This window comes from Algibacter sp. YIN40, from assembly GCF_057219435.1.
In genome coordinates, this window is the sequence record NZ_JBXVVC010000002.1 from 50833 (window position 1) to 63983 (window position 13151).

At 32.6% G+C, this 13151-nt stretch carries 16 protein-coding genes and 1 tRNA gene; 10 read left to right on the forward strand and 7 right to left on the reverse strand.

Features of this window, described 5'->3' with window-relative positions; genetic code table 11:
- Positions 1-37 precede the first annotated feature (37 nt).
- The 7 genes from AC2D6V_RS08025 to AC2D6V_RS08055 all read left to right on the forward strand — a co-directional run bounded on the left by AC2D6V_RS08025 (position 38) and on the right by AC2D6V_RS08055 (position 5438).
- On the forward strand, positions 38-577 hold the full coding sequence (locus AC2D6V_RS08025; RefSeq protein WP_484647572.1) for a DUF1599 domain-containing protein: 540 nt from the start codon (positions 38-40) through the stop codon (positions 575-577).
- A 2-nt stretch (positions 578-579) separates the two neighbouring features.
- A complete protein-coding gene (locus AC2D6V_RS08030) occupies positions 580-1674 on the forward strand; it encodes a BT_3928 family protein (RefSeq protein ID WP_484647573.1) in 1095 nt (364 codons plus the stop codon).
- Positions 1675-1723: 49 nt separating this feature from the next.
- The gene (locus AC2D6V_RS08035) at positions 1724-2800 is read left to right on the forward strand and encodes an ABC transporter permease (RefSeq protein ID WP_484647574.1); all 1077 of its coding nucleotides are present in this window, start codon (positions 1724-1726) and stop codon (positions 2798-2800) included.
- Positions 2801-2815: 15 nt separating this feature from the next.
- A complete protein-coding gene (locus AC2D6V_RS08040) occupies positions 2816-3298 on the forward strand; it encodes a TlpA family protein disulfide reductase (protein ID WP_484647575.1) in 483 nt (160 codons plus the stop codon).
- Between the two features lie 64 nt (positions 3299-3362).
- Positions 3363-4112 carry a triose-phosphate isomerase gene (gene tpiA, locus AC2D6V_RS08045; protein ID WP_484647576.1) on the forward strand — a complete coding sequence of 250 codons (750 nt, stop codon included), beginning with the start codon at positions 3363-3365 and terminating at the stop codon, positions 4110-4112.
- Positions 4113-4267: 155 nt separating this feature from the next.
- Complete coding sequence (gene prmA / locus AC2D6V_RS08050; RefSeq protein WP_484647577.1) at positions 4268-5104, forward strand: 50S ribosomal protein L11 methyltransferase; 837 nt, start codon at positions 4268-4270, stop codon at positions 5102-5104.
- Positions 5105-5162: 58 nt separating this feature from the next.
- The gene (locus tag AC2D6V_RS08055; RefSeq protein WP_484647578.1) at positions 5163-5438 is read left to right on the forward strand and encodes an ATP-dependent Clp protease adaptor ClpS; all 276 of its coding nucleotides are present in this window, start codon (positions 5163-5165) and stop codon (positions 5436-5438) included.
- Positions 5439-5445: 7 nt separating this feature from the next.
- Here the strand turns inward: AC2D6V_RS08055 and AC2D6V_RS08060 are convergent, their stop codons facing one another.
- From AC2D6V_RS08060 to AC2D6V_RS08085, 6 genes are all read right to left on the reverse strand, one after another.
- Positions 5446-5712 carry a heavy-metal-associated domain-containing protein gene (locus tag AC2D6V_RS08060; RefSeq protein WP_484647579.1) on the reverse strand — a complete coding sequence of 89 codons (267 nt, stop codon included), beginning with the start codon at positions 5710-5712 and terminating at the stop codon, positions 5446-5448.
- Between the two features lie 36 nt (positions 5713-5748).
- Entirely contained in the window at positions 5749-7161 is a 1413-nt protein-coding gene (locus tag AC2D6V_RS08065) for an MBL fold metallo-hydrolase (protein WP_484647580.1), read from the reverse strand.
- A 68-nt stretch (positions 7162-7229) separates the two neighbouring features.
- Complete coding sequence (locus AC2D6V_RS08070; protein ID WP_484647581.1) at positions 7230-8021, reverse strand: sulfite exporter TauE/SafE family protein; 792 nt, start codon at positions 8019-8021, stop codon at positions 7230-7232.
- On the reverse strand, positions 8022-8435 hold the full coding sequence (locus AC2D6V_RS08075; protein WP_484647582.1) for a DUF6691 family protein: 414 nt from the start codon (positions 8433-8435) through the stop codon (positions 8022-8024). It abuts the gene before it with no gap.
- A 2-nt stretch (positions 8436-8437) separates the two neighbouring features.
- Entirely contained in the window at positions 8438-8986 is a 549-nt protein-coding gene (locus tag AC2D6V_RS08080) for a YeeE/YedE family protein (protein ID WP_484647583.1), read from the reverse strand.
- A 50-nt stretch (positions 8987-9036) separates the two neighbouring features.
- Positions 9037-9666, reverse strand: a complete 630-nt coding sequence (locus AC2D6V_RS08085) for a Crp/Fnr family transcriptional regulator (RefSeq protein WP_484647584.1) — start codon at positions 9664-9666, stop codon at positions 9037-9039.
- Between the two features lie 83 nt (positions 9667-9749).
- Here AC2D6V_RS08085 and AC2D6V_RS08090 point away from each other — a divergent pair.
- Positions 9750-9823 (forward strand) — tRNA-Arg (locus AC2D6V_RS08090).
- Positions 9824-9873: 50 nt separating this feature from the next.
- Here the strand turns inward: AC2D6V_RS08090 and AC2D6V_RS08095 are convergent.
- Entirely contained in the window at positions 9874-11277 is a 1404-nt protein-coding gene (locus AC2D6V_RS08095; protein WP_484647585.1) for an OmpP1/FadL family transporter, read from the reverse strand.
- A 297-nt stretch (positions 11278-11574) separates the two neighbouring features.
- Between AC2D6V_RS08095 and sqr the strand changes: the two genes are divergently transcribed.
- Complete coding sequence (gene sqr / locus AC2D6V_RS08100) at positions 11575-12819, forward strand: type III sulfide quinone reductase, selenoprotein subtype (RefSeq protein WP_484647586.1); 1245 nt, start codon at positions 11575-11577, stop codon at positions 12817-12819.
- A 21-nt stretch (positions 12820-12840) separates the two neighbouring features.
- Positions 12841-13149 carry a TusE/DsrC/DsvC family sulfur relay protein gene (locus AC2D6V_RS08105; protein ID WP_484647587.1) on the forward strand — a complete coding sequence of 103 codons (309 nt, stop codon included), beginning with the start codon at positions 12841-12843 and terminating at the stop codon, positions 13147-13149.
- Positions 13150-13151 lie beyond the last annotated feature (2 nt).

Consider the following 13151-nt stretch of genomic DNA (forward strand, 5'->3'; position numbering starts at 1 on the left):
TATTTATGCGAAATTTACGGAAAATTGATTTTACTTTATGCAAGATACCTCAAAACAATATGATGCCGTCATCGATACGTGCAAAAGATTATTTACCAAGAAAATGTCCGATTACGGTAGTGCCTGGAGAATATTGCGATTACCGTCGTTAACCGATCAAATTTTCATTAAAGCACAACGTATTAGAGGTCTGCAAGAAAACGATGTTAGAAAGGTAGATGAAGGTGAAATGAGCGAGTTTATTGGTGTTATAAATTATTGCGTCATGGCTCTAATTCAGTTGGAAAAAGGTGTTGTTGAAACACCAGATATGACTACTGATGAGGCGACTAACCTTTACGAAGAAAAAGTTGCAATCACAAAACAACTCATGATGGATAAAAATCATGATTATGGTGAAGCATGGAGAGATATGCGTGTTAGCAGTTTAACTGATTTAATTTTGCAAAAACTATTACGCGTAAAGCAGATTGAAGATAATAAAGGAAAAACATTGGTGAGTGAAGGTATTGATGCTAATTATCAAGACATGATAAATTATGCTGTTTTTGCCATGATTCATTTAAATGAACAATAATTATGAAAGCATTAGTAAGCATATCAAGAATATTAGTAGGTGTATTATTTATATTCTCCGGTTTTATAAAACTCAATGACCCATTGGGATTCTCGTATAAACTTCAAGAATATTTTAGTCAAGATGTTTTAAATATTCCTTCTTTGGAACCTTATGCATTAATGATTTCGATTTTTGTAGTTGTATTCGAGGTTGTTTTAGGCGTGTTTTTACTTATAGGCTATAAGCCTAAATTTACGGTTTGGAGTCTATTAGGAATGATAGTGTTTTTTACCTTCCTAACTTTTTATGCGGCTTATTTCGAAAAAGTAAAAGACTGTGGGTGTTTTGGTGATTTCTTAAAGCTTAAACCTTGGGAATCCTTTTGGAAAGATGTTGTCCTTTTGGTTTTAATTGTTATACTCTTTATTGGAGTTAAACACATAAAACCCGTATTTGGAAAACTTCCCACAACGGTATTTGCACTTTTAGGATTCATTTTAAGTTTATGGTTTGGCTATCATGTATTAATGCATTTGCCTTCAATAGATTTTAGAGCTTATAAAATAGGCAACAACATTAAAGAAGGTATGGAAATTCCTGAGGATGCTCCCAAACCTATTCAAGAATACAGTTGGAAATTTAATATTGGTGGAGAAGAAAAGGTCATTAAAACAAATGGTCAATACCCATCTATAGAAGGTGATTTTGTTAGTGTAGAAACTAAAGTTATACAAGAAGGATATACACCGCCTGTTGTAGATTTCTCTATTGAAAGTAATGATGAAGATTTAACTTCACATTTTTTAGAACAAGAAAACTTAATTGTGGTCGTTTCTTATAGTCTAGAAAAAATAGAAAGTGATGGTGCTTTAAAGTTAAGAGAATTGCATAATCAAGCTATTAAAAATGGTTATGAAATTATTGGATTAACCGCATCTGGAGATGAGGCAAAACAGCGTATTAAAGAGGCCTATAATATTGACTTCGATTGGTATTTGTGCGATGAAAAAGCTTTAAAAACGGTAGTACGTTCTAATCCAGGGATTTTAGAATTAGATCAAGGTACTGTAAAACAAAAGACACATTGGAATGATATAGATGATTTAAAATTATAGTTTTTGGTTTTAGTACACATATAAATAAACATATCAACAAATAAAATATTTGATTAGCTATCTACTTAATAAAATCACATATTCCTTATTCACATTATTTGGAGTAGTAACTGTTATTTTTCTATTATTTAATGTGCTTCCGGGTGATCCCGCACAAATGATGCTTGGACAAAATGAAGATAGCGAGCAGTTAGCTTTAGTAAAACAGAAATATGGATTTGATAAGTCTATTTCTACACAATACCTTTATTATCTAAACGATTTATCTCCAGTTTCTTTTCATTCAAATAATAATGAAGATTATACATTTTTAAAAGAAGGAAAATACGCTGCGACTAAATTGTTTTCAATTGGAGGGGCAACGACAGTATTAAAATTACCTTATTTAAGAGAGTCTTTTACAAAACAAGGAAAACAAGTAAGTCAGGTTTTAAAAGAAACACTCCCTAATACTTTTGTATTGGCTATTGCAGCTATTGTAATTGCCATTATTTTGGGTATTTTTTTAGGAATTATTTCTGCTTTGTTTAAGGACAATTGGTTAGATAAAACAATTCAGATTTTAAGTACACTAGGCATGAGTATACCATCATTTTTTAGTGCTATTTTATTTGCTTGGTTCTTTGGATATTTGCTTCATAAATACACCAATTTAGAAATGACAGGAAGTCTTTATGAATTGGACGATTTTGGGGAAGCAATGCATATTAAATGGAAAAATTTAATATTACCTGCTATAGTATTAGGTATTCGTCCATTAGCGGTGGTTATTCAATTGATGCGTAATTCTTTATTAGAAGTTTTTAACCAAGATTATATAAGAACGGCAAGAGCAAAAGGACTTAGTGAATTTCAAATCATTAAAAGGCATGCAGTAAAAAATGCTTTAAATCCTGTAGTTACAGCAATTTCAGGTTGGTTTGCATCCATGTTGGCAGGAGCAGTTTTTGTAGAATATATTTTTGGTTGGAATGGTCTCGGGAAAGAAATAGTTAATTCTTTAAACACACTTGATTTACCAGTAATTATGGGAGCAGTTTTAATTATTGCGACTATGTTTGTAATTATCAATATTTTTGTCGACTTAATCTATGTTTGGTTAGATCCAAAAGTTAAACTGCAATAAAAAATTATGAAAAAAATGAGTTATATATTAGTATTATTAGTCAGTTTTTTAAGTTGTAATACTGTAGAACCTTCGAAGTTTTCAGAGGCAGCACTCAATGATACTTTTACTACTTTAGAAGGTAATCAAGTTTCCTTTAAATCAATTTTAGAGAAGCATAAAGGCAAGACTATTGTAATAGATATTTGGGCTTCATGGTGTGGCGATTGCATTAAAGGTATGCCTAAAGTAAAAGCGCTTCAAAAAGAATATACCGATGTGGCATATGTCTTTTTATCATTAGATAGAGGAGAGGATCGTTGGAAACGCGGTATAAAAAAGTATGGCGTAGAGGGAGAGCATTATTACATGCAAAATCAAAAGAAATGTGATTTTGCCGATTTTGTAAATATTAGCTGGATTCCTAGATATATGGTTATAAATAAAGCTGGCGAAATCGTTGTATTTAATGTTATTGAAGCTGATGATGATAAGTTGATAAAAGCTTTGAGAAATTAAGTATTTTTGCATTGAATTAGTCAATACTTAAATACCTTCTTTTATAGAAGTTTAAATTAATATTATGAGAAAACAAATTGTTGCCGGAAATTGGAAAATGAATAATGATTTAGCGCAGACTGAAGCGTTATTATCAGATTTAAAAAAGCAAACACAATCTTCCAATGCAGAAGTAATGGTAGCGCCTACTTTTACTAATTTATACCATGCTTATGAAGCATTAAGAACTTCAAATATTGAAGTTGTTGCTCAAAATATGCATTTTGCAGCGAACGGTGCTTATACTGGAGAAATTAGTGCTAGTATGTTAAAAAGTGTAGGTGTAGAAACAGTTATTTTAGGCCATAGCGAACGTCGCGAATATTTTAATGAAACAGATGAGCTTCTAGCTAAAAAAGTAGATGCTGCCTTAGCAAATGGTATGCGCGTTATTTTTTGTTTTGGTGAAGAATTAGCCGACAGAAAATCTGGTAATGAAGAAGCTGTCGTTGGTGGTCAAATTAAAAATGCGTTATTTCATCTAGAAGCGGTCGCATTTCAAAACATTGTATTGGCTTACGAGCCAGTTTGGGCTATTGGTACAGGTGAAACTGCAAGTCCAGAGCAAGCACAAGATATGCACGCATTTATAAGAAAGACGTTAGCAGATAAGTATGGTAATAATGTTGCAGACGAAGTGTCAATTCTTTACGGTGGTAGTGTGAAACCTGCAAATGCTGAGGAGATTTTCTCTAAACCAGATGTAGATGGCGGCTTAATTGGTGGCGCTGCGCTTAAAGCAGACGATTTCTTTGCGATAGTAAACGCATTTTAATTACATAAATATAATAAGGGCGTTACCCCGAAAAAAAAGCGAGGTCGCGCTTTACGTTACATGTCCTCGTTAGTCCCGATAATTATCGGGACTAACGGTGGGCTTTGCACTACAATCGCTAACGTGGGTTTACCCGCAAATTACGTTTCTAAGCAATGTCTAATACAATCTATATTGGTTTTTACTTTAAAGTACAGCCTATACAACCGGGAGTAGAAATTCTTATAGCAGAATTAGGATTTGCTGGTTTCGAAAGTTTTGTAGAAACAGAAGATGGGGTGACAGCGTATATTCAAAAGGAAGAATGGCATAAATCAATTCTTGATGATATTCAAATTTTAAAATCTGAAGAATTTAATATTACCTACACTTTTGAAGATATTGAACAAACCAATTGGAATGCTGAATGGGAAAAGAATTTTAGCCCAATAATAGTGGACAAATTATGTGCGGTTCGTGCGCCATTTCATAATAAATCTGATACAGAATACGATATTATTATTGAACCAAAAATGAGTTTTGGTACAGGGCATCATGAAACTACTCACATGATGATTCAGCATATTTTAAAAAATGACTTTATAAATAAATCAGTTTTAGATATGGGTTGTGGTACGGGAGTTCTGGCTATTCTAGCTGAAATGAAGGGAGCGATAACCATTGATGCTGTAGATTATGATAACTGGTGTTATTTAAACAGTTTGGAAAATGTAGAACGTAATAAATGTGATAATATTACAGTTATAGAGGGTGATGCATCGGTATTAAGAAACAATAAGTACGACATTATAATAGCTAATATTAATCGGAATATTTTATTGCAAGATATGGAAATGTATGTCTCTTGTTTGAATAAAGGAGGGAGCTTGTTTTTAAGTGGGTTTTATAAGGATGATATTCCTATGATTCAAAGCATATGTGAAAAACATCTGTTAAAATTTCAAGAAAAGTTAGAAAGAAATAATTGGGTTTCATTAAAATTTTTAAATTAGTACTATAATTAAATAAAAGCTTTTCTCTTATAGGAAATGTTTGAAAGATAATGAGATTATGAGTTCACAAGAAAAAACATCGGTAGAATTATTACTTCAAGAAGAAGTATCAACACAAAACGAAATTGTTTTATACAACGATGATGTTAATACATTCGATTATGTTATTGAAACGTTAATACATGCTTGTGATCATACTTCAGAACAAGCCGAACAATGTTCCTTGATAGTCCATTATAAAGGAAAATGTACTGTTAAAACTGGTTTGTATGACGATTTAAAACCACGTTGTTCTATGTTATTGGAAGCTGGTTTAAGTGCCGAAATTGTTTAAAATCTAATTATTTTATTCTCCCAATTGCGCAACTTACAAAAGACTTTGCCTTAGTTGTGAATGCATTTTTTTCACCAACAACAGGGTATCCAATACTGGAAAGAAGCTCTTTTATTTTGGCAACAGTAGTTTCGTTTTTATATTGAAAAGATAAAGTATTAGTGTCGGTATGAATCTTTAATAAAGTGACATCCTTTAAGCCAGAAATTTTTTTCGTAATGGTATTAGCACAACCAGAACATTTTAGGTTTTGTATTTCTAAACTTGTTTTCATTTTATATTTCTTTATCAACTTGATATTAAAAATTATTTATAAAGTTGAAGGACAAACAAAATCAGTCGTAGGTAAATCCGTTTTTTTCATGGCTCCAAAACCACCAGCAACATCTATTAAATTATTGAAACCACGGGCTTTAAGTATAGAAGCCGCAATTACAGATCGATAACCCCCTGCACAATGAATGTAATATGTTTTATTTGAATCGACTTTGTTCATGTTGTCATTTATGTAATCTAAGGCAAAGTGCTGAACAGAATTACCATCTAGATGTTCCGATTTGTATTCACCATCTTTTCTAACATCTAAAACATGGATGTTTTCATTCTTAAATGCTTTTGAAAATGCATCAACCGAAATAGAGGCTAAAGTTTCAATATCTCTTCCAGAAGCCGCCCAGGCTTCGATACCACCCTCTAAATAGCCAAGCGTGTTATCATAGCCTACACGCGATAATCTAGTGACAGTTTCTTTTGCTTTACCTTTTGGGGTGACTAATAAAATGGGTTGTTTTAAGTCCCTGATTAAAGCACCTACCCAAGGTGCAAATCCGCCATGGATACCAATAAAAATGGAGTTAGGAATATGACTTTTAACGAACTCTTTTTCATGTCTTACATCAAGAACTAAAGCATTTTCTTCGTTTGCTAAATGTTCAAAGTCATCAGGTTCTAACGCGTTATCTCCCTTTTTTAAAACTGTTTCAAAAGTATCATACCCAGATTTATTCATCATAGCATTTTTTGCAAAATACTGTGGTGGTGGTGCTATGCCATCAAGCACTTCTTCAATAAATTCAGCTCTGGTCATATCTGCTCTTAATGCGTAATTACTTTTTTTCTCATTACCCAAAACGCCAACGGTTTCTTTGCTTAAGCTTTTTCCACAAGCAGAACCAGCACCATGAGCGGGATAAACAATAACATCATCTGCTAATGGCATTATTTTAATACGAAGTGAATCGTATAGCATACTTGCTAAATCTTCTTTTGTTAGGTCGGTCTTTATTGCTAAATCTGGTCTTCCTACATCGCCTAAAAACAAAGTGTCTCCAGAAAAAATAGCATGATCTTTTCCAGATTCATCAATTAATAGGTAAGTAGAAGATTCTAACGTATGTCCTGGAGTGTGTAAAACTTTTATAGTAATATCACCAAGTTTGAATTCTTCTCCATCCTTAGCGCAATGTATATCGTAGTTGGTTTCTGCCCCTGGACCATAAATAATTATAGCACCAGTTTTTTTTGCTAAATCTACATGACCAGAAACAAAATCGGCATGAAAATGTGTTTCAAATATATATTTAATTTTTGCATGTTCTCTATTGGCTTTGTCTACATATTGTTGTGTTTCACGGAGTGGATCAATTATGGCAACTTCTCCGTTAGATTCTATGTAATAAGCACCTTGTGCTAAACAGCCGGTGTATATTTGCTCTATTTTCATTTTAAAAATTTAATCATTCAAAAGTACTAAATCATATTGGTTTGATTTGTGATTTTTGTCACATTGCTTTAATTGATTTCTTTATATATAATATAAATTGCCATTATTAAAGTGAAAAATCCAAAACTCTTTTTAAGTTTTTTGCCGCTAACGAATTTTGAAAGAAATACACCCAAAATTATACCAACTATAGAAATTAGTGTAAACGATAAAAGGAATGCCCAATCTATCTCTAAGGTTTGTACGTCACCAATAAAACCAATTAATGAGTTGATGGTTACTATTATTAATGATGTGCCAACTGCTTTTTTCATTGGAATATTTGCCCAAATTACAAGGGCTGGGACATATAAAAAACCACCTCCAGCACCAATAATCCCTGTAATTGTTCCTATAATTATTGCTTGAATAAAAGTTTTGTAATATGCTTGTTTTCCCATTGGTGAACTATTGTTTGTATGATTTCTAATCATAGAATAGGATGCAATAATCATTATGATTGCAAAAAAGATCATAATCCCCATTTCTTTTGTAAATGTGAAATCATAAATATTAAAAAGGTTATCAGGAATATTGGGAACCAAATATCTTCGTGAAAGATAAACTGCTATAAAAGATGGAAATGAAAAAGCTAAACCCGTTTTAAAGTCTACCAACCCTCTCCTATACTTCTGGAAAGTGCCAACCATTGATGTAGTGCCAACGACAAATAGAGAATAGGCAGTAGCAACAATTGGATTATAGCCTAATAAGTACACCAATAGAGGTACTGTTAGGATGGATCCGCCTCCTCCAATTAATCCTAGCACTAGTCCTACTATTAAGGCACCAATATATCCAAATAGTTGGGTGTTATCCATTTAATGAGGGAGTTTGTTTTTTAAGACACCATATATAAAAGTACCCAATATGGCAGCAGCAATAACAATAAGCATGCTAAAAACGCCTGTACCTAATAATATATACATTGGACCAGGACATGTACCTATTAAGGCCCATCCAAGGCCGAAAACAATACCCCCAACTATGTACCTTACAATCCCTTTTTCTTTTTTAGGAACAAAAATATTTGCTCCTTTTATACTTTTAATATAACCTCTTTTCGAAAGTTGTAAAAATATAATGCCACTACCAATTGCGGTACCTATAATTCCATACATGTGGAAAGATTGAAATCTAAACATCTCGTAAATTCTATACCAAGAAACCGCTTCAGATTTGACTAATATAATTCCGAAGAAAACACCAACGAGTAAAAATTTTAAGTATTTCATATTTAAAATATTAGAGGTAAAATAATATTAGTCATAATTAGGCCACCAATAAAGAATCCAATAACCGCTATAAGTGAAGGTTTTTGTAAGCTGCTTAGACCTGAAATAGCATGCCCAGAAGTGCATCCACCAGCATACCGTGTTCCAAACCCAACAAGTAAACCTCCCGCGATTAAGATTAGTAATTCTTTTATAGAACTTAACTTAAATATTTGATCGGGAACTAAGGAACTACCCGAGTTTTTAAAGCCCATTTGTTGTAGTTCATTTACTGTGGTAGAATTCAGGTTGGTAATACTATTATTGCTTAAATATTGGGTAGCTATGAAACCGCCAATAATGGCACCAATAACAACAGTTATGTTCCAAGATTGATCCTTCCAGTTCATATTAAAAAAGTTTACCCGCTTGCCAGCACCTAAAATGGTACACATTGTGCTTAAATTAGAAGACATGCCAAAGGTTTTTCCAAAATATAAAAGCAAAGCCATTATAATGGTTATTAATGGGCCAGATATATACCACGGCCAAGGGTTTAAAATGTATTCCATAATAGTTTAATGTAAATATGTTGTTAAGTTTAGTATGAATAATATACGGTTTATAAAACCACGATTTTATTTCTGCCAAGATTGATTTTATTCTCGTTTTCAAGTTGTTTAAGGAGTCTTGATATAACAACTCGAGAAGTATGTAAATCTTCAGCAATATCTTGGTGCTTCATTAAAATAGTATTAGAGCTATTTAGTACTGTCTTGTTAATTAGGTATTTGTGTAAACGTTCATCCATTTTTAAAAACGCAATACTATCAATAGCATCAAGCATTTCATCAAAACGAATTTGGTAACTACTCAAAATGAAGTTCCGCCAACTCTCATTGTTATGAAACCATTCTTGCGTCTTTTGTATAGGTATCATAATGAGGCTAGAATCTTGCTCTGCGACAGCTCTTATTTTGCTTTTTGATGTCCCCATACAGCAAGTAAGTGACATGGTGCAAGTTTCACCAGCTTCTAAGAAATAAATAAGTAAATCATTTCCCTGGCCATCTTCTCTTAGTATTTTAATATGACCACTTAATAAGAGTGGTATATTTTCTAATGGCTGATCGATATCTATAATTATATCATTTTTTAAAAAAGATTTATAAGTACCCACATTTGCAATGTCATTTAAAACATTGTTATCGAGGGTATGATTAAATTTTTGATGTAATATTTCATTGGTCATGGTTCAAAAATACGGATTTATAAATTTGAAATAAATTGTTTGTTAAAGTTTTAATTAATAGTATATTTGCAGCCATTAAAAAAGGCCACGTGGCGCAACTGAATAGCGCACTTGATTACGGCTCAAGAGGTTGCAGGTTTGAATCCTGCCGTGGTCACAAAAAAAAAGCAAGCGATTTCGCTTGCTTTTTTTTTGGTATAAACTTTTTTATTTGTTAAACGTATAGCTAATACCAAATTGAATCATTGAGGTAGTCATGTCATAAGATACAAACGATCCTGGAATAGCTCCCGTAGGATTTCCTGAAGAAATATTCCGGGGGTTTAATATTTGACCTTCGGTTGCTTCGCTACTATCTCCATAATGGTAAACGGCATCAATATTCCAAGTATTATTTACCTTATAACTTAAACCAAATTGGTAGGCGTTTTTAATAATTGCTGTAGCAGGAATATTAAAAAATGCAAGATTCTTTGGAATAGGGTTTGAACTGTATGTATAGCCAAAACGAAGAGGTAATTTATTTATGCCTTTGAATTGTATACCTGCAGAAATAATGGAAATATTTTCCCATCCAAATCCAGCAACAGAAGGCAACATGTTTTGATCAATAGCCCAACCTGTTTCTGCAAAACCATCCGTATTTTCGTAATCAACACGTCTAAAATCTAATGCTAAATCAATATCTCCTTGTGAATATCCCACTCCAAGAGAGAAAATAGCAGGGTAATCCATTTGGAATTTATTTTTACCAGTGGTATTGTCTGGATATGTGTTATCGAACTCAAATTCACTAAATTTTTGTACTGTTTTATAGGATGCTCCTAGTTTTAGTCCAAATCCTGAATCATAAAACACTCCAAATTGCGCACCGAAACCAATGGCCGTTGCGCTATCTGTGCTTGGATATCCAAACATATTAGGTTTTGCTGTTGGATTAGGAGCTAGTTCTAATGCAGCATAATCTATATTAGGTTGTACGCCAATAGAGAACTTATCGGTTATTTCATAAGCATAAGAGAACCCTACTTGTAACAGCATATAATCAGATTCTATATGCCCAAATCCTTGTGCAGCTTGCGGGTAATTAACTGGATTAGAATTACCCATAGGATTAAAATTCGGGTTTGGATTACCTTGTGCATCTACAGGAGCATTATTGTCTTGTGGAAATGTTACTCCAAAACCACTAATTCCAAATGCCGAAACACCAAAGGTATGTTTGCTATCTTCTTTTCCCCAAAGCATAGCTAAAGCCGGCATCGGAGACATTCCTCTATCATCTTTCGTTATTCCAGAGACTGAAGGTGCTCCAGGAGAACCAGGACCAAAATCTCCCGGTTGCCAAAGAATATTAGCAGGTAAACCCGAGCTTAATTCTGGAGAAGAAAAGAATAAGCCAACATCAAGCTTTATAATTTTGTCGTTAAAAACAGATGTGGCGGCAGGATTCCAGTGCATAGCTCCAGAAATATCTAGAGGTTGTGCTGTTGAAGCTCCTCCCATAGACATATTTACAGCCCCTACACCTTGCATAATGTGACCAGCTTGTGAAAATACAGCTGGCGAAAAAAATAATAACAATAATAAGATTCTTAGTTTAGCATTCATGATATAATTATTTAAAAACATCTTATAAATATATATATTTACTTAAACTCTTTTTACAAGATGTTATAGTTTCTAAATTTAAGCAAAACTACTTTGAGAAGGTATCTTTAACTATGACAATTGTCACTTTTTACATTTTATTTGAGATTTATTATTAAGTTTTATGTTTGTGTAACCATTGTTACATAAGGGTTTACATGATTTTTGTCATATTATTTAAATTCTGATTCATTTACTTTTACCAAAGAAATAATCTACTATAGAAATTTTTATAAGAAGTTTTAAAAATCGAATAAAATGAAAAATTTAATAATATTAGGAGCAGGCACTTCTGGAACAATGATGTCAAATCACTTAGTTTCAAAACTTCCAAAAAAAGATTGGAATATTACAATTGTCGATCAATATAAAACACATTATTATCAACCAGGGTTTTTATTTCTTCCTTTCGATATTTATACAACAAAACAAGTAAAGAAGAACGGCAAGAAGTTTATTCCTAAAAAAGTGAAATATATTCAAGAAAAAATTGATTTAATTCTGCCAGAAGATAATAAAATAAAGCTTGATAATGGGGATACTTTATATTATGATGTATTAATTGTTGCAACTGGAACTAAAATTGCTCCAAAAGAAACAGAGGGTATGTTTGGTCCAGAATGGCATAAAAGTATTTTCGATTTTTACACCTATGAAGGGGCAAAAGCTTTAAGAGATAAATTACGTGTTTGGAAAGGGGGTAAATTGGTTGTTCATATAACCGAAATGCCAATTAAATGCCCAGTTGCACCAATAGAATTTGCTTTTTTAGCTGATTCATTCTTTAAAAACAAAGGCATGAGGGACAAAGTTGATATAACTTATGTAACACCTTTAGATGGAGCATTTACTAAGCCAAAAGCTACTGAAGCTTTACACTATTTATTAGAAGAAAAGAATATTAAGGAGGTTACTGGATTTAATATTGAACATGTGGATTATGAGAACAAAAAGATTGTTGATTATATTGATACAGAAGTTGAATACGATTTACTGGTAACAGTGCCAACGAATGTGGGTGATGAATTAATTGAACGTTCTGGAATGGGAGACGATTTTAATTTTGTTCCTACTAATAAAGCAACTTTGCAGACCAATGATTATGAAAATATTTTTGCAATTGGTGATGCAACCAACTTACCAGCGTCTAAAGCTGGTTCTGTAGCTCATTTTGAAGCCGAAATTTTAACAGAAAACATACTTCGATATATAAAGGGAGAACCTTTAAAAGAAGAGTTTGACGGACATGCCAATTGTTTTATTGAAACAGGTAATGGTAAAGCATTGTTAATTGATTTTAACTACACACATGAACCGGTAGAAGGAACTTTTCCATTTCCAGGTGTTGGCCCATTACAACTTTTAAAAGAGAGTAGAACCAATCATATGGGAAAGATGGCCTTTAGATGGATTTATTGGAATATGCTAATAAAAGGTATACACATTCCATTCGTATCGGCAACAATGAGTGAAAAAGGAAAACATTTTGAAGAAGTAAAATAAATCAACTTAAATATAGAAATAATGAAAAAACTAATAGCAAATAAGGAAATTGATGTAAACGAGGAAGGATATTTAATCCAATTTTCTCAATGGACCAAAGAAATTGGTGAGTGTATAGCAGGTGAATGCGATATAAAAATGACCGAAAAACATTGGGAAGTTGTTGAATATATTCATGATAAGTATCAAAAAGAAGAGCCTTTATCAATTAGAGGAATTAAAAAAAGTGGTGTGATAAATATTAAGGAATTTTATAACCTTTTTCCAGGTGGCCCACTAAAGAAATCCACCCTGATAGCAGGAATTCCAAAACCAAAAAGTTGTATTTAATT

Coding starts and splice junctions, on each gene's coding strand:
- AC2D6V_RS08025 (WP_484647572.1), top strand. CDS start 38: ATGCAAGATACCTCAAAACAATATGATGCCGTCATCGATACGTGCAAA.
- AC2D6V_RS08030 (WP_484647573.1), top strand. CDS start 580: ATGAAAGCATTAGTAAGCATATCAAGAATATTAGTAGGTGTATTATTT.
- AC2D6V_RS08040 (WP_484647575.1), top strand. CDS start 2,816: ATGAGTTATATATTAGTATTATTAGTCAGTTTTTTAAGTTGTAATACT.
- tpiA (WP_484647576.1), top strand. CDS start 3,363: ATGAGAAAACAAATTGTTGCCGGAAATTGGAAAATGAATAATGATTTA.
- prmA (WP_484647577.1), top strand. CDS start 4,268: ATGTCTAATACAATCTATATTGGTTTTTACTTTAAAGTACAGCCTATA.
- AC2D6V_RS08055 (WP_484647578.1), top strand. CDS start 5,163: ATGAGTTCACAAGAAAAAACATCGGTAGAATTATTACTTCAAGAAGAA.
- AC2D6V_RS08060 (WP_484647579.1), bottom strand. CDS start 5,712: ATGAAAACAAGTTTAGAAATACAAAACCTAAAATGTTCTGGTTGTGCT.
- AC2D6V_RS08065 (WP_484647580.1), bottom strand. CDS start 7,161: ATGAAAATAGAGCAAATATACACCGGCTGTTTAGCACAAGGTGCTTAT.
- AC2D6V_RS08070 (WP_484647581.1), bottom strand. CDS start 8,021: ATGGATAACACCCAACTATTTGGATATATTGGTGCCTTAATAGTAGGA.
- AC2D6V_RS08075 (WP_484647582.1), bottom strand. CDS start 8,435: ATGAAATACTTAAAATTTTTACTCGTTGGTGTTTTCTTCGGAATTATA.
- AC2D6V_RS08080 (WP_484647583.1), bottom strand. CDS start 8,986: ATGGAATACATTTTAAACCCTTGGCCGTGGTATATATCTGGCCCATTA.
- AC2D6V_RS08085 (WP_484647584.1), bottom strand. CDS start 9,666: ATGACCAATGAAATATTACATCAAAAATTTAATCATACCCTCGATAAC.
- AC2D6V_RS08095 (WP_484647585.1), bottom strand. CDS start 11,277: ATGAATGCTAAACTAAGAATCTTATTATTGTTATTATTTTTTTCGCCA.
- sqr (WP_484647586.1), top strand. CDS start 11,575: ATGAAAAATTTAATAATATTAGGAGCAGGCACTTCTGGAACAATGATG.
- AC2D6V_RS08105 (WP_484647587.1), top strand. CDS start 12,841: ATGAAAAAACTAATAGCAAATAAGGAAATTGATGTAAACGAGGAAGGA.